Here is a 15,189-nt window from a genome sequence, read left to right as displayed (position 1 = left end):
TATTAGGCACGCCGCCAGCGTTCGTCCTGAGCCAGGATCAAACTCTCCATAGAAAAGTTATCCTTAGCTTTCATACGCTTTTCGCTTCGTTCAGTTTTCAAGGAACATCTTCGTCAAACGATGGCTTGGTTATTTTAACATTTCTTTTTTTTATTGTCAATCAATTTTTTCTATCGTCAGTCGTTTTTTCGTCGCTGACGACGTTTATTAATTTAACATACGTTTTATTTTATTGTCAACAATATTTTTCAAAAAAATGTTCTCGTTTATTCATTGTTCATATCGTGTTATTTCTTGCATAAGATGGTCATAAAAAGGACAAGGGGGGACGAATATTGAAGTTTTTTTATATACTCGACGGAAAAAAAATTAAAAAATGGCTTCTCATTATATCAATCGCCTTTGTCACAGCCTCTATTTTGTACATTCAGCAGCTCGCAAATGAATCTGTATTTTCGACTGATCCTGGGCCGAAAGCCATCTACAAAGTCGAAAATAAAAAAAATGAACTCGCCTTGACGTTTGACATTAGTTGGGGAGAAACAAATGCCATACCTATTTTGAGCGTATTAAAAAAACACGGGATAAAAGCTACATTTTTTCTATCTGCTTCTTGGGCTGAACGCCACCCGCGCATCGTAAAAAAAATCATGGACGATGGACACGAGATCGGGAGTATGGGCTATGAATACAAAAATTATACTGAACTAGAGCGTGGGAAAATTATTCGCGACTTAGCACAAGCTAAAAAAGTATTTGACACGTTAGGCATTAAGCACGTTCCCTTTCTGCGTGTACCGACAGGAAATTTTAATAAAGATGTCTTAAAAGTTGTTCATTCTTTCGGTCATACTGTCGTTCATTGGAGTATTGATTCAAGAGATTGGCTCAATCCTGGGGTGAACACAATTGTCGAAAATGTCACACAAAATACAAAAGGCGGAGATATTGTATTGCTTCATGCCTCAGATTCAGCAAAACAAACCGCTCAAGCATTAGAACAAATCATTACATGGATGAAAAAAGAAGGGTATAAAAGCGTGCGAATATCTGACCTTGTGAACAACGCTGATATAAAAAGCAAAGAAATAAAATGAGGCTTGCAGCCTCATTTTATTTACGTAAAAGCTTATGCAAAATAAGCAATTGATACGCATTACAAATTAATAAAGGGAACAGCATTAAATACAACCAATTTTCTTCGTTAATTCGTAATACTGGAAACCACTCAATGACCGTCACAACAACCATAAAAAATAATGCAGGAACAAACGCTTCTTTATTTGTTTCACGCATTTTTACGTATGCAACAATGAGTCCAAACAGAAAAATAAATAAAGCAACTAGCACATAGCTAACAAGCGATTCTCCCTCCTTAGCAAACAGTTGATAACGGAAATAAACGAGATCAAATAAAACGAAAGCAATGAGAACGATTTGTACAGCATTCCATAATCCAACCGAACGAAAAATTCCGAGACCAAAACGATGAATTGTTAAATATGCAAAAAAACCCATTTGACTAATGACGCTAAAAATGAAACCAACACCAATCAACCAAACGAGAACAGATAAAATTTCTTTTATCTCAAACGATATGAAAAGATGTGCGTATTCATTCCATTTCACAGCGAACCCAACAATCCCCGTACTTATTCCGCCAACAAACAATGTAGAAAAAAACAATTGAACCCACTTTCGACTGTTCACTTATGCACCCTCCACTTCTCAATATCCCTCTCAAAATTCTATCAACGAAATCAGAAAAATGCTAGCGAATATTTTTGCAAAGAACATTGAATATTAACAGTAAGGAAACTTGTTGAAAGGGGCTCTTAATTATGAATCGGACATTTTTGCTCCTCGCATTTAGTTTTGTATTAGCGCTCACAGGGTGCGCTCAACAAGAAAAAACCCCTGCACAACCTGATTACGATCAAACGAAAAAAATGGTCGTTGATATTTTAAAAACGGATGAAGGGAAAAAAGCGATTCAAGAAGTGATGGGTGATGAAAAAGTAAAACAGCAGCTCGTCATGGACCAAGAAGTTGTAAAAAAAACGATTGAGGAAACGTTAACTTCAGACAAAGGAAAAGCGTTTTGGAAAAAAGCATTTGAAGACCCAAAGTTCGCTCAAAATTTCGCGAAAAGCATGAAAGAAGAACATGAAAAATTATTGAAAGCGCTAATGAAAGACCCTGAATATCAAGCAATGGTCGTTGAAATTATGCAAAACCCAGAAATGAAAAAATTAATACAAACAGAGATGAAAAACAAGGATTTTCGCGCCCATTTGCAAAAAGTGATTACAGAGACATTTAGCAGCCCGCTATTTAAAGCAAAAATTGAAGATATTCTTATGAAAGCAGCAGAAGAAATGCAAGGCGGCAAGAAAAAGCCTGATCAAGAGGGGTCGAGCGAGGATCAAACAGCATAAGGGTGTCCTTCGATTACTGGGACACCCTTTGTAAATACATATGCACAATCCATCATCAAAGAAAGACGCCACTTCATTGTAACTTTGCGATAATTTTTTTAGCAATATCCATATACACTTTTCCAATTGGATGATCTTCTCCATATACAGAAGGAGCAAAATCATCATCGTTCCAATTCGGTTGTCCAAGCGGTAATTGCCCAAGTAAATCCGTCTGTAATTCTTGTGCTAATTTTTGTCCACCGCCTTTTCCAAAAATATATTCCTTTTCACCTGTTGTTTTACTTTCAAAATACGACATATTTTCGATGACACCAACAACCTCGTGATTTGTCCGAACCGCCATCGCTCCCGCTCTCGCCGCAACAAACGCAGCGGTTGGATGAGGGGTTGTCACGATGATTTCTTTCGATGTTGGAAGCATTGTATGGACATCTAATGCTACATCACCCGTTCCTGGAGGTAAGTCTAATAATAAATAATCTAATTCGCCCCATTCCACCTCATCAAAAAAGTTTTTTAGCATTTTGCCAAGCATCGGCCCACGCCAAATAATCGGTGAGTTATCTTCTACAAAAAAGCCCATCGAAATAACTTTCACACCAAACCGTTCAACCGGAATAATTTTCTCTCCACGAACAACTGGACGTTCTGTAATACCCATCATGTCTGGTACACTAAATCCATAAATGTCAGCGTCAATTAACCCGACTTTTTTCCCAAGTCGAGCAAGTGAAACGGCTAAATTAACTGATACAGTCGACTTTCCTACTCCACCTTTTCCACTTGCAATTGCTAAGTAAATAGGTTCATTTGTTGCACGTTCTTCTAACGGCAATTGAGCAAAACGGAGCCCAACAGAAGATGCTCCTGCGTCTTTTAAACGTTCTACAACAGTTTGTTGTACTTGAAGTTGTTCTCCCGTTCCTGTTTTAGCTAAAGCAATTTTTACGCTCACTAACCCCTTTTCTTTGTTTATTTTGACTTCTTGAATTGCTCCTGTTTCTTTAAACGTTTTTTTCAAAAAAGGGTCGTAAATCGTTTCGAGCAGCTCCACAACTTGTTTTTCTGTCAACATCGCGCCTCACCAATCCTTATGTATTCGGTTTCACACTTTCAATATAACATAATTTTCTGTAATAAAAAAATGAATCCTTCTCATTCAGAAGGATCCCGTTCGTTTGACACGTAACGTAAAATGCCTTTGTAAATCGAAGCGGCAAGCTTTTCTTGATACGATGAAGACGCTAGCAGTTTTCGTTCTTCCTCATTTGATAAAAAACCAATCTCAACTAAAGCCCCTGGCTTTTTCGCCATTTTTAATAAGTACACGGTTTGAATAGGCTTCGCTAAGCGATGTGTATTTTCCAAGTTGACGCGAAGCTCTTGTTGAATAAACTTCGCTAATCGTACATTTTCCTCTAATGAAGGATAATAAAACACTTGTGCACCTCGCCATTTTGATGAAGGGATGGCGTTTAAATGAATACTAATAAAGAAATTTGCCTCTGACTCATTCACAAACTGGACTCGCTGTTGTAAGTCTTCTATTTTTCGTCGGCTATATCCCCTCGTTTGTTCATTCGCTAAATCGTAGTCCCCTTCTCTCGTCATTTGAACGAGCGCACCTTGCTGCTGCAAATAATCTCGTAATTTTAACGCTACATGTAGCGCGATTTCTTTCTCAAGAACATCCCCTCCAACTGCTCCCCCGTCAGGTCCCCCATGCCCTGGATCAAGAATGATAATTTTTCCTGATAACGGTAAACTCCACGCTTTCCAAGAGTGATCATGAAGTACGTAAAACTGTAAAAAAAGGACAAAAAAAACAAAAAAAACAACAATACGTATTTTCATCCCTTCTCCTCCCCACTATTTATGTTATATGGGACAAGGGAAGAATTTAGAACCGTCATTTTAAACGAAGGCGTTGACGACGAAGCCCTTTTTCGATTCCTTCTTTCCACCATCCATCGATGTAACGGGCACATGCATCGTACATGTCATCTCCGTATTCTTTCATACGGTCATACAATTCATCAATGAGTTGCATATATTCATCGATACAACGTCTTCTGACCGTTTCCTTTGACTCACCATAATGTATAAAGCGGCTATAATGCGCTCCGATCAAATACGCTTCAATCGCCACATCGATACATATCGTTTCCATGACCTCAGAAACAATGATGTATTGTTGCCAATACGTGCGCACAAGTCTACATAATTCACGATAAGAAAGATCCCGCAATACATTTCGCTCATAAGCAAGCTGTTTTTCTAACTTTTTTATTGTAAACGATGTAAGTACTCCCACTTAGCTGTCCCTCCTCATACATATTGTTCGCATGAACAAGAGGGACATACAAAAAAAAATCTCGGCAAATAGTTGCCGAGATTTGTTGAGATGATTAACGTTTTGAGAATTGTGGTGCACGACGAGCGCCTTTAAGACCGTATTTTTTACGCTCTTTCACACGAGAGTCGCGCGTTAATAATCCTGCACGTTTTAATGTTTGACGGTATTCAGGGTCAACTTGTAACAACGCACGAGCGATACCATGACGGATTGCGCCTGCTTGACCTGTAAATCCACCGCCGCTTACGTTTACTAATACATCATAGCTACCGAATGTTTCTGTTAAAACGAGCGGTTGTTTGACAACTTCAACTAAAGATTCATATGGAACATAATCACGAATATCACGACCATTTACGATAATGCGTCCTTCACCTGGAACGAGACGCACACGCGCAACTGAACTTTTGCGACGGCCTGTGCCGTAGTATTGTACCTGTGCCAAAATAATGCCCTCCTTTGATCAATTATCCGCGAAGTTCATAAACTTCTGGTTTTTGTGCTTGATGCGGATGTTCACTTCCGCGATAAACGTGCAATTTTTTGAACATTTGACGACCAAGGCTACCTTTTGGAAGCATGCCGCGAATGGCTTTTTCAAGCATTTGCTCTGGGTAATTTGCGCGCATTTCAAGAGCTGTTCTTACTTTTAATCCGCCTGGATGTAAGCTGTGACGGTAGTATAATTTGTTTGTTAATTTCTTACCTGTTAATTCAACTTTTTCTGCGTTGATGATGATCACATGATCACCTGTGTCAACATGCGGTGTGTAAGTTGGTTTATGTTTACCGCGCAAAATTGCAGCAACTTCGCTAGCAAGACGTCCTAACGTTTTGCCTTCTGCATCAACAACGTACCATTTACGTTCTACTTCATTTGGCTTCGCCATATACGTACGCATTTGTTTTCCCTCCTAAAATAAAAAATGAACAAGCGATATTTATTTCAACACGATTAATTTCCGGGGCTAATCGTGGGTTTAAAATACATACCATATGATATAATATCTCTTCTATAACCCAATGTCAAGAAAATGTTACACCTGGATTAGTTGTCATACGAAACGTGCCATAAATAAAGACCATGACCCGGTGCAGTCTTTCCTGCAGCATTGCGATTTTTTTGTTCCAAAATCGCCTTTATCTCTTCAGCACGCCGTTTCCCACGTCCGACTTCTAACACCGTCCCAACGATAATACGAACCATATTGTACAAAAAACCGTTGCCAACAAAACGAAAGATCAATTCTTTGTCTTGTGGAATGACTTCCGCCTCATAAATTGTGCGAACTTTATCTTCTATTTCCGTTTTTGCTGAACAAAAACTCGTGAAATCATGCGTTCCGATTAAATAATGAAGTGCTTCGTTCATGTTCGTTACATTAAGTTGATACGGATAGTGATATACATAATGACGCAAAAACACGTTTTTCTCTCCCGTCCAGACGCGGTAACGATATTCTTTCTTTTTCACGCTAAATCGCGCATGAAAGGAAGGCGATACTTCACTTGCCTCTTTGACAATGATGTCATCAGGAAGAAGTACATTTAACGCTTTGGACCATCTTTCATCAGGAATCGCAAGCGGTGTATCAAAATGAATAACTTGTCCATATGCATGAACGGTGGCATCCGTTCGTCCTGACGCATATACGCGAACAAATTGTCCTTTATGGATGGTCGAGAGCGCACGCTCAAGCTCTCCTTGTACAGTTCGCTTTTGTTGTTGAATTTGGTATCCTGCAAAATGCGTACCATCATACGCAATGATGCATTTGATTCTTCTCATGATGTTCGCTCCTTTTTATGAACGAAGTAACCATAACAAAACAGCCAATAAGCCAAGTAAAAGCATAAAAGCCGTATCTATGCGTCTCCACGTCAACTCGCGCCATTTCGTTCGACCGTTCCCGCCACGGTATCCGCGCACTTCCATGGCAACAGCTAGCTCTTCTGCCCGTTTAAATGCGCTAATGAATAGCGGAACAAGCAACGCCGTCATCGCCTTCATTCGTTCTGACAGCGGTCCGCTTGAAAAATCGACACCGCGAGCCATTTGAGCTTTCATAATCTTCTCAGTTTCTTCCATCAATGTTGGAATAAAACGAAGAGAAATCGACATCATTAACGCTAGCTCATGAACAGGTATATTCCACTTTTTTAATGGTGAAAGTAATGATTCCATCCCATCGGTCACTTCAATCGGCGTCGTTGTTAACGTCACTAGCGTTGTAACAACGATAAGAAGCAAAAAGCGTAAAGAAATAAACGCCCCTTGCTGGATCGCTTTGTCGTACACTTCGATCCCAAGCCATTGAAAAACGACATCCCCTTCTTTTGTTAGCAGTACGTGAAGAAGAAATGTAAACACAATGACCCATAAAACTGGTTTTAATCCTTTAATTATGAACGAAAACGGTATGCGCGATAAAAACAACAACGCACATGTAAAAAAAGTCAACACTCCATACGTCCATTCATTATTAGCAAGAAACACAATGAATACATATATAAACATAAGCAACAGTTTTGTGCGTGGATCAAGACGATGAATGAGAGAACCTCCAGGAACATACTTTCCGATAATCATACTATTCATCATATGCTCTTCACCCTAGTAAATAACGTTTGTAAGTTTTTAATGACGTCTTCCATCGTCAACCAAGGGGCATGAAACTGGACGCCAAATTTTTGTTCGATTGCCCGTTGCAACAAAACTGGTTCAGGGACATCTAGTCCAAGGCTTATTAAATCATCGACATGACGGAAAATATGTTCTGGTGCTCCTCTTCGCACAATTGTTCCTTGATGCATCACGATGATGTCATCCGCATAACGTGCTGCCTCTTCCATACTATGTGTAACAAGTACAATCGTCATATGTTTTTGCCGTTGAAGTTTTGCAAACATGTCCATCATTTCTTTTCGCCCACGAGGATCTAATCCCGCAGTAGGTTCATCTAACACGAGCACTTCTGGGTCCATTGCTAACACACCGGCAATAGCCACACGTCGCATTTGCCCACCACTTAAAGCAAATGGAGATTTATGTCGCACTTCTTCTGGCAATCCGACAAGTGCTAACCATTCTCCCACACGAGCTTTCGCTTCTTCCGCGTTCATACCAAAATTTATTGGTCCAAAACAAATATCTTTTTCTACCGTTTCTTCAAATAGCTGATGTTCAGGAAATTGAAAAACGATACCTACTTTTTTTCGTAAAGGCTTTAAATGTTTTTCTTTTTTTCCTGCTGTAATTGTGTAATTGCCAAGATGGATCGTCCCTTTTGTCGGTTGAAGTAAACCATTTAAATGTTGCAAAAGGGTTGACTTTCCCGATCCTGTATGACCAACAACAGCTACGTATGAACCGTTAGGAATATCCATATGAATATCGTACAGCGCCCGCTTTTCGAAAGGGGTATTTATTTGGTAGCGATGTTCGACATCGCGGAATACAATGTCCATAATTCACTCACCAACCCCTCTATTGTCAAATGATCGGTTGTAATTGGAATGTAACTTTCCTTCAACCGCCGACTTAGTTGGAGCGAAAATGGTAAGTCTAACCCTATCTCTTCCAACTTCGACCCATACGCAAAAATATGTTTAGGCGTTCCTTCTAATGCAATCTTTCCTTTATTCATGACAATCACTCGATCAGCTTTTGCCACTTCATTTAAATCATGAGTAATTGAAATAACAGTCATATCGCGTTCACGACGAAGCGATTGCATCACTTGAAGCACTTCTTTTTTTCCTCTCGGATCAAGCATCGATGTCGCTTCGTCTAAAATGATAATATTCGGTTCAAGAGCGATGGCGCTCGCGATCGCCACACGTTGTTTTTGTCCACCTGACAGACGATGTGGTTCTTCATTAATAAAATTTTCCATTTCTACTTTTTTTAGCGCTTCGTTTATGCGCTTTACCATTTCATTTTTTTGTACGCCACGATTTTCAAGACCAAAGGCGACGTCATCTTGAACCGTCGTTCCAACAAACTGGTTATCCGGGTTTTGAAAAACGATGCCTAATTGCTCTCGAACATCCCATACTGTTTCTTCATTTAACGGGATGCCACATACGTGAATCGCTCCACTTGTCGGTGGCAATAAACCGATTAATAGCTTAGCAAGGGTTGACTTTCCCGATCCGTTATGACCAACAATTGTTACCCATTCACCCTTATACACTTGAAACGAAACGTTTTGTAAAGCATATGTTTTTTCGTTTGCATATTGAAAACTTACATGTTCCACACGTAATGCAACTTCCACAACTCTCTCCTCATCTCTTCTGAATTTTCTTACTCTCTACTCTACTACAAAAAAAGAAACAAAAAAAGGGCATAGATCCAGTTCAAAAACTGTCTCGCCCTTGTAAAAACGTATTAAACTAGTTCAATAATGACCATTGGCGCACCGTCACCGCGGCGTGGTCCAAGTTTCATAATGCGTGTGTAACCACCTTGACGGTCTTGGTAACGCGGTGCGATGTCGCTAAACAATTTTTGAATTGCATCCTGACCTGTTTCTGTGTTTGCGACTTCTTTGCGTACGAATGCAGCAGCTTGGCGACGTGCATGCAAATCGCCACGCTTTCCTAATGTAATCATTTTTTCTACAACAGAACGCAACTCTTTTGCACGAGCTTCTGTTGTTTCAATTCGCTCATTAATGATTAAGTCTGTCACTAAGTCACGAAGCAACGCTTTACGTTGAGAGCTTGTGCGTCCTAATTTTCTGTAAGACATGTGATGTCCCTCCTTTATTTCACTTTTAACATGAAAATGCCTAGTTAACCAAACGCTTAACTAGTCATCTTTACGTAAGCTTAATCCTAGCTCTTCTAACTTCGCCTTTACTTCTTCAAGCGACTTGCGGCCTAAGTTGCGCACTTTCATCATATCTTCTTCTGTTTTTTGCGCAAGCTCTTGTACTGTGTTAATGCCAGCACGCTTTAAGCAGTTGTACGAACGAACAGAAAGATCAAGCTCTTCAATTGTCATCTCGAGCACTTTTTCTTTTTGATCTTCTTCTTTTTCGATCATGATTTCAGCGTGTTGCGCTTCATCTGTTAAGTTCACAAAAATATTCAAGTGCTCTGTTAAAATTTTTGCCCCCAGTGAGATTGCTTCTTTCGGGCCGATGCTACCATCTGTCCACACGTCGATCGTTAACTTGTCGTAATTTGTCATTTGACCGACGCGCGTATTCTCGACTTGGTAAGATACGCGCGATACCGGCGTATAAATGGAATCGATCGGGATAACACCTATCGGTTGATCCTCGCGCTTGTTAGCGTCAGCTGGTGTATACCCACGTCCGCGTTTTGCTGTCATTCTCATCCGTAAGCGACCGTCTTTTGCTAACGTAGCGATATGAAGGTCTGGATTGAGAATTTCTACATCGCTATCGTGAGTAATATCGGCAGCTGTAACGACTCCTTCACCCTGTACATCAATCTCAAGCGTCTTTTCTTCGTCCGAATAAATTTTTAGCGCTAGCTTTTTAATGTTTAAAATAATCGTTGTTACATCTTCCACGACGCCATCAATTGTTGAAAACTCGTGCAATACACCATCTATTTGAACAGATGTTACAGCGGCACCAGGGAGTGAGGATAACAGGATACGACGTAAGGAGTTACCCAAAGTTGTACCATATCCACGCTCAAGTGGTTCAACGACGAATTTGCCATATTTGGCATCCTCGCTGATTTCAACCGTTTCGATTTTCGGCTTTTCGATTTCCAGCATTCCTTTAACCCTCCTTCAAAACGTCGAAACCCCGATTAAACCGATGACAGCTCAATCGAAATTCCCCCATGAATAAGTTCCCGAATGTGCACAACAACTGTTTTTTATTTCCCTGTAACAATGACTATATCCCATTATTGACACATACGCAAATTCTATACAGAGAAATTAAACACGACGACGTTTTGGCGGACGGCATCCGTTATGTGGAACCGGTGTAACATCTTTAATTGCTGTAATTTCTAATCCAGCCGCTTGAAGTGCACGAATTGCTGCTTCACGACCAGCACCCGGACCTTTTACGTTTACTTCAACAGTTTTCATGCCATGCTCTATTGACGCTTTTGCAGCAGCTTCTGCAGCCATTTGTGCAGCAAACGGAGTAGACTTACGAGAACCTTTGAAGCCTAATGCACCTGCACTTGACCAAGAAATTGCATTTCCATGAACGTCTGTAATTGTGACGATTGTGTTGTTAAAAGTCGAACGGATATGAGCGATACCAGATTCAATATTCTTTTTTACACGACGTTTACGCGTATTCGTTTTACGTGCCATTCGTTCACGAACCTCCTTTACTTAATTATTTTTTCTTATTGGCTACTGTACGACGTGGACCTTTACGTGTACGAGCGTTGTTTTTCGTATTTTGGCCACGAACTGGCAATCCGCGACGATGACGAAGACCACGGTAGCAACCGATCTCCATTAAACGTTTAATGTTTAAAGATACTTCACGACGGAGATCCCCTTCTACTTTTAAGCGATCTACGATTTCGCGAATTTTTCCTAATTCTTCTTCTGTTAAATCGCGAACACGAGTGTCTTCAGATACGCCAGCTTCTGCTAAGATTTTTTGTGCAGTTGCTTTACCGATTCCATAAATGTATGTTAATGAAATGACTACACGTTTGTCACGAGGAATATCTACACCTGCAATACGTGCCATGATTTGTACACCTCCTCAAGTTTTATCCTTGTTTTTGCTTATGCTTTGGATTTTCACAAATAACCATAACTTTTCCGCGTCTGCGAATGACTTTGCATTTTTCGCAAATTGGTTTTACAGATGGTCTAACCTTCATGTGAACTTACCTCCTTGTTCGTGCGGAGTGTTATTTATATCGATACGTAATTCTTCCACGTGTTAAATCGTAAGGTGATAGTTCCACCGTCACTTTATCACCCGGTAAAATTCGAATAAAATGCATACGAATTTTACCTGAAACGTGAGCTAAAACAGTATGACCGTTTTCAAGCTCTACTCGGAACATCGCATTAGGTAACGTTTCAACGACTGTACCTTCTACTTCAATTACATCGTCTTTCGCCATTGAACGGCTCTCCCTTCTTTTTTGAAATGAGTAACATGTTCAACTAACACGACCAGTTTAAAGCTTACGATGCGCATCCGCAAAGAAGGTTAAAGCGTTCAAAGTGTTGTTAAAATTTCATATCCCGTCTCAGTAATAGCAATCGTATGCTCAAAATGAGCACAAAGTTTACCATCCACTGTGACGACTGTCCAATTATCTTCTAACGTGCGAACATAACGGGTTCCTGCATTCACCATCGGTTCAATGCACAGAACCATGCCTGGCTTTAACCGCGGCCCTTTATTTGGCGGACCGTAATGTGGGATTTGCGGATCTTCATGTAAGTCTTGACCAATTCCATGTCCAACATACTCACGCACAACGGAAAAGTTACGTGCCTCAACGTACGTTTGGATCGCATGGGAAATGTTCGTTAACCGTGCGCCAGGTTTCGCTTCTTCCAATCCGCGATACAATGACTGTTCTGTTACTTCTAACAGTTTTTTTGCCTCTTCGGATATGACCCCGACCGGATATGTCCAAGCCGAATCGCCGTGATATCCATTATATTTTGCGCCAATATCGATGCTAATAATATCTCCTTCGCGAAGCACAAGGTCTCCCGGAACGCCGTGAACGAGCTCTTCATTTACGGACGTACAAATGCTCCCTTGGAATCCATTATATCCTTTAAACGAAGGAATTGCATCATGTTTACGAATAAACGTTTCAGCAATATGATCGAGTTCTCTTGTCGTTATGCCTGGTTCGATATATTTTTGTAATTCTTGATGAGTTAAGGCAACAATTCGACCAGCTTCACGCATAATTTCAATTTCGCGTGGGGTTTTGCAAATGATCATTATTGTAAGCCCCCAAGTAATTCACAAATGTCAGCAAACACTTGATCAATATGTTGTTGTCCGTTAATGTTGCGCAAGTACCCTTTTGCTGCATAAAAATCCAGCAACGGTTGCGCTTGCTTCATATTGACTTCAAGACGATTTGCTACGGTCGCTTCGTTATCATCTGCACGTTGATACAACTCTCCACCACACTTATCGCAAACACCTGCTTGGGCTGGTGGATTAAATACGAGATGGTACGTTGCGCCACATTCTTTGCAAATGCGTCTGCCTGTTAAACGCTCCATTAAAATGCTCTTATCTACTTCGATGTTAATGACATAATCAATGGAACGGTTCAATTGTTGAAGAAGTGTTTCTAACGCTTCTGCTTGAGCGACTGTTCGCGGGAAACCGTCAAGCAAAAATCCGTTTTGGCAATCGCCCTTACTTAATCGTTCACGAACAATGCCAATAGTCACTTCGTCTGGAACAAGATCACCGCGATCCATATATGACTTCGCCTGTAAACCGAGCTCTGTTCCTTCTTTGATCGCTGCTCGAAACATATCCCCAGTAGAAATGTGAGGAATTTTGTATTTCTCAACAATTTTTTCTGCCTGCGTGCCTTTTCCAGCGCCCGGCAGCCCCATTAATACTAAATTCATCAATTTCTCCCCCTCAGCTCTATGTGAGGTAGAGGGAATAAAATTCCCAACACCTCTTTTTATTTAATAAAGCCTTTATAATGGCGCTTCACTAATTGGCTTTCTAGCTGCTTCATCGTCTCTAAAGCAACACCGACGACGATCAGCAAGCTCGTTCCTCCAATTTGAGCAGAAGGCGGTAGTTTAGCGAACTCGATAAAGAAGACAGGAAGAACAGCGATTGCTGCTAAAAATAGAGCTCCGACGAAAGTTAATCGATATAAAACGCGTGTAATAAATTCTTGCGTGTTCTTTCCTGGACGAATGCCTGGAATATAACCACCTTGCTTTTTCAAATTGTCAGCCATTTGTTCCGGATTAACTTGAACAAACGCATAAAAATACGTAAAGGCAACAATTAAAGCGATGTATATGATCATCCCAACTGGTTGTGTGTAGTCAAAAACTTTTTTAATCCACAATGTTACATCATTCGAGCCGAAAAACGATGCAATCGTCGGTGGAGTAATAATAAACGACACTGCAAAAATAACCGGAATAACGCCTGCCGGATTGACTTTCAACGGAATGTGTGTCGAATGACCACCTACTGGACTACGTCCTTCTAATCGCTTCGCATACTGAATTGGGATTTTCCGAAAAGCTTGTTGCATATAAATGACACCAACGATGACTGCAACAACTGCTAAAGCGACTAATAGTACTGTGACGATGCGTAAAAACAGCTGATCGCCAGCATTTTCAAACTGCTGCACGTAAATTTGATTGAGCGTTGTTGGGATACCTGAAACAATCCCTGCAAAAATCAAAACAGAAATACCGTTCCCAACACCTTTGGCTGTAATTTGCTCACCGAGCCACATTAAAAAAGCTGTGCCTGCTGTTAAAACGAGCGCAATAAGCAAATATGTCGGAATGCCTGGGTTTTTAATGAGTACACCACCAGACATATTATGAAACCCGTATGACATAGCGAACGCTTGGATAAAACCAAGCACAATCGTGAAATAGCGAGTAAACTGAGCGAGTTTACGGCGGCCTACTTCTCCTTGTTTCGACCATTCCGTAAATTTAGGAACAACATCCATCTGCAATAGTTGTACAATGATGGATGCCGTAATGTATGGCATGACGCCCATAGCAAAAATAGAAAAGTTTTGTAAGGCGCCACCACCGAAAGTGTTCAATACACCGAAAGCGTTGAACTGATCTTGCATTTTTAATACATCTGCATTGACACCCGGCACAGGAATAAACGTACCGATGCGAAATACAATGAGCATAAGAAGGGTGAACATAATTTTTCTTCTTATATCACCCACGCGCATAAAATTGGAGATTGTTCGAAACATTAAATCACCTCAGTTGTACCGCCAGCAGCTTCGATCGCTTCTTTTGCAGAGGTAGAGAATTTATGAGCTTTTACTGTTAACTTTTTCGTAAGCTCACCGTTTCCAAGAACTTTGATGCCTGCTTTTAACTTGCTTACTACTCCTGTTTCAAGCAACAATTCTGGTGTTACTTCCGTACCGTCTTCAAAGCGATTTAACGCTTCGAGGTTAACGATCGCATATTCTTTACGATGAATGTTTGTAAAACCGCGTTTTGGTAAACGACGGAATAAAGGTGTTTGACCGCCTTCAAAGCCTATGCGTACGCCGCCACCAGAGCGAGCGTTTTGCCCTTTGTGTCCTTTACCAGAAGTTTTTCCGTTACCAGAACCGATACCACGACCAACACGGTTGCGTTCTTTACGGGAACCCGGTGCTGGTTGTAATTCATGTAGCTTCATGTCTAGGCAC

22 protein-coding genes are annotated in these 15,189 nt (G+C 40.7%); 2 read left to right on the top strand and 20 right to left on the bottom strand.

Features of this window, described 5'->3' with window-relative positions; all coding sequences use genetic code 11:
* Positions 1-335 precede the first annotated feature (335 nt).
* The gene (gene pdaB / locus ACYQY7_RS06625) at positions 336-1,097 is read left to right on the top strand and encodes a polysaccharide deacetylase family sporulation protein PdaB (protein ID WP_461201288.1); all 762 of its coding nucleotides are present in this window, start codon (positions 336-338) and stop codon (positions 1,095-1,097) included.
* Positions 1,098-1,113: 16 nt separating this feature from the next.
* On the opposite strand, the gene ACYQY7_RS06620 is transcribed toward pdaB, so the two are convergent.
* Positions 1,114-1,710, bottom strand: a complete 597-nt coding sequence (locus ACYQY7_RS06620; protein WP_461201287.1) for a KinB-signaling pathway activation protein — start codon at positions 1,708-1,710, stop codon at positions 1,114-1,116.
* A gap of 131 nt (positions 1,711-1,841) precedes the next feature.
* Between ACYQY7_RS06620 and gerD the strand changes: the two genes are divergently transcribed.
* Entirely contained in the window at positions 1,842-2,438 is a 597-nt protein-coding gene (gerD, locus tag ACYQY7_RS06615; RefSeq protein ID WP_461201286.1) for a spore germination lipoprotein GerD, read from the top strand.
* A gap of 73 nt (positions 2,439-2,511) precedes the next feature.
* Here gerD and ACYQY7_RS06610 read toward each other — a convergent pair whose 3' ends face one another.
* The 19 genes from ACYQY7_RS06610 to rplO form a co-directional block, all read right to left on the bottom strand.
* On the bottom strand, positions 2,512-3,516 hold the full coding sequence (locus tag ACYQY7_RS06610) for an Mrp/NBP35 family ATP-binding protein (protein ID WP_461201285.1): 1,005 nt from the start codon (positions 3,514-3,516) through the stop codon (positions 2,512-2,514).
* A gap of 80 nt (positions 3,517-3,596) precedes the next feature.
* Positions 3,597-4,295, bottom strand: coding sequence for an N-acetylmuramoyl-L-alanine amidase CwlD (gene cwlD / locus ACYQY7_RS06605; RefSeq protein ID WP_461201284.1), 699 nt, complete (start codon positions 4,293-4,295; stop codon positions 3,597-3,599).
* Positions 4,296-4,350: 55 nt separating this feature from the next.
* The gene (locus tag ACYQY7_RS06600; RefSeq protein ID WP_461201283.1) at positions 4,351-4,755 is read right to left on the bottom strand and encodes a DUF2521 family protein; all 405 of its coding nucleotides are present in this window, start codon (positions 4,753-4,755) and stop codon (positions 4,351-4,353) included.
* Between the two features lie 94 nt (positions 4,756-4,849).
* Complete coding sequence (rpsI, locus tag ACYQY7_RS06595) at positions 4,850-5,242, bottom strand: 30S ribosomal protein S9 (protein WP_003397701.1); 393 nt, start codon at positions 5,240-5,242, stop codon at positions 4,850-4,852.
* Between the two features lie 22 nt (positions 5,243-5,264).
* Positions 5,265-5,699: a 50S ribosomal protein L13 gene (gene rplM / locus ACYQY7_RS06590; RefSeq protein WP_461201282.1), complete on the bottom strand. Its 435-nt coding sequence runs from the start codon at positions 5,697-5,699 to the stop codon at positions 5,265-5,267.
* Positions 5,700-5,845: 146 nt separating this feature from the next.
* The gene (gene truA, locus ACYQY7_RS06585; protein ID WP_461201281.1) at positions 5,846-6,586 is read right to left on the bottom strand and encodes a tRNA pseudouridine(38-40) synthase TruA; all 741 of its coding nucleotides are present in this window, start codon (positions 6,584-6,586) and stop codon (positions 5,846-5,848) included.
* A 15-nt stretch (positions 6,587-6,601) separates the two neighbouring features.
* Positions 6,602-7,399 carry an energy-coupling factor transporter transmembrane component T family protein gene (locus tag ACYQY7_RS06580; protein ID WP_461201280.1) on the bottom strand — a complete coding sequence of 266 codons (798 nt, stop codon included), beginning with the start codon at positions 7,397-7,399 and terminating at the stop codon, positions 6,602-6,604.
* On the bottom strand, positions 7,396-8,265 hold the full coding sequence (locus ACYQY7_RS06575; RefSeq protein WP_461201279.1) for an energy-coupling factor ABC transporter ATP-binding protein: 870 nt from the start codon (positions 8,263-8,265) through the stop codon (positions 7,396-7,398). The genes ACYQY7_RS06580 and ACYQY7_RS06575 overlap by 4 nt, the downstream gene beginning before the upstream one ends.
* Complete coding sequence (locus ACYQY7_RS06570) at positions 8,223-9,077, bottom strand: energy-coupling factor ABC transporter ATP-binding protein (protein ID WP_461201278.1); 855 nt, start codon at positions 9,075-9,077, stop codon at positions 8,223-8,225. The genes ACYQY7_RS06575 and ACYQY7_RS06570 overlap by 43 nt, the downstream gene beginning before the upstream one ends.
* A gap of 113 nt (positions 9,078-9,190) precedes the next feature.
* A complete protein-coding gene (gene rplQ / locus ACYQY7_RS06565; RefSeq protein ID WP_003397694.1) occupies positions 9,191-9,553 on the bottom strand; it encodes a 50S ribosomal protein L17 in 363 nt (120 codons plus the stop codon).
* A 60-nt stretch (positions 9,554-9,613) separates the two neighbouring features.
* Positions 9,614-10,558, bottom strand: a complete 945-nt coding sequence (locus ACYQY7_RS06560; RefSeq protein WP_004888705.1) for a DNA-directed RNA polymerase subunit alpha — start codon at positions 10,556-10,558, stop codon at positions 9,614-9,616.
* A 168-nt stretch (positions 10,559-10,726) separates the two neighbouring features.
* Positions 10,727-11,116, bottom strand: a complete 390-nt coding sequence (rpsK, locus tag ACYQY7_RS06555) for a 30S ribosomal protein S11 (RefSeq protein WP_055442044.1) — start codon at positions 11,114-11,116, stop codon at positions 10,727-10,729.
* Positions 11,117-11,141: 25 nt separating this feature from the next.
* Complete coding sequence (rpsM, locus tag ACYQY7_RS06550; RefSeq protein ID WP_003397691.1) at positions 11,142-11,507, bottom strand: 30S ribosomal protein S13; 366 nt, start codon at positions 11,505-11,507, stop codon at positions 11,142-11,144.
* Positions 11,508-11,529: 22 nt separating this feature from the next.
* Complete coding sequence (gene rpmJ, locus ACYQY7_RS06545; protein WP_000868344.1) at positions 11,530-11,643, bottom strand: 50S ribosomal protein L36; 114 nt, start codon at positions 11,641-11,643, stop codon at positions 11,530-11,532.
* 30 nt (positions 11,644-11,673) lie between these two features.
* Entirely contained in the window at positions 11,674-11,892 is a 219-nt protein-coding gene (infA, locus tag ACYQY7_RS06540; RefSeq protein ID WP_003247618.1) for a translation initiation factor IF-1, read from the bottom strand.
* 98 nt (positions 11,893-11,990) lie between these two features.
* Complete coding sequence (gene map / locus ACYQY7_RS06535; RefSeq protein WP_461201277.1) at positions 11,991-12,737, bottom strand: type I methionyl aminopeptidase; 747 nt, start codon at positions 12,735-12,737, stop codon at positions 11,991-11,993.
* Positions 12,737-13,387, bottom strand: a complete 651-nt coding sequence (locus ACYQY7_RS06530; RefSeq protein ID WP_461201276.1) for an adenylate kinase — start codon at positions 13,385-13,387, stop codon at positions 12,737-12,739. The genes map and ACYQY7_RS06530 overlap by 1 nt, the downstream gene beginning before the upstream one ends.
* 59 nt (positions 13,388-13,446) lie before the next feature.
* Positions 13,447-14,739 carry a preprotein translocase subunit SecY gene (secY, locus tag ACYQY7_RS06525; protein ID WP_461201275.1) on the bottom strand — a complete coding sequence of 431 codons (1,293 nt, stop codon included), beginning with the start codon at positions 14,737-14,739 and terminating at the stop codon, positions 13,447-13,449.
* A complete protein-coding gene (gene rplO / locus ACYQY7_RS06520) occupies positions 14,739-15,179 on the bottom strand; it encodes a 50S ribosomal protein L15 (RefSeq protein ID WP_461201274.1) in 441 nt (146 codons plus the stop codon). The genes secY and rplO overlap by 1 nt, the downstream gene beginning before the upstream one ends.
* Positions 15,180-15,189: the final 10 nt, after the last annotated feature.

The organism is Anoxybacillus sp. TBDG-1, from assembly GCF_054815885.1.
The sequence above is the reverse complement of the archived record's forward strand: the minus strand, read 5'-3'. Positions and strand labels throughout refer to the sequence as shown.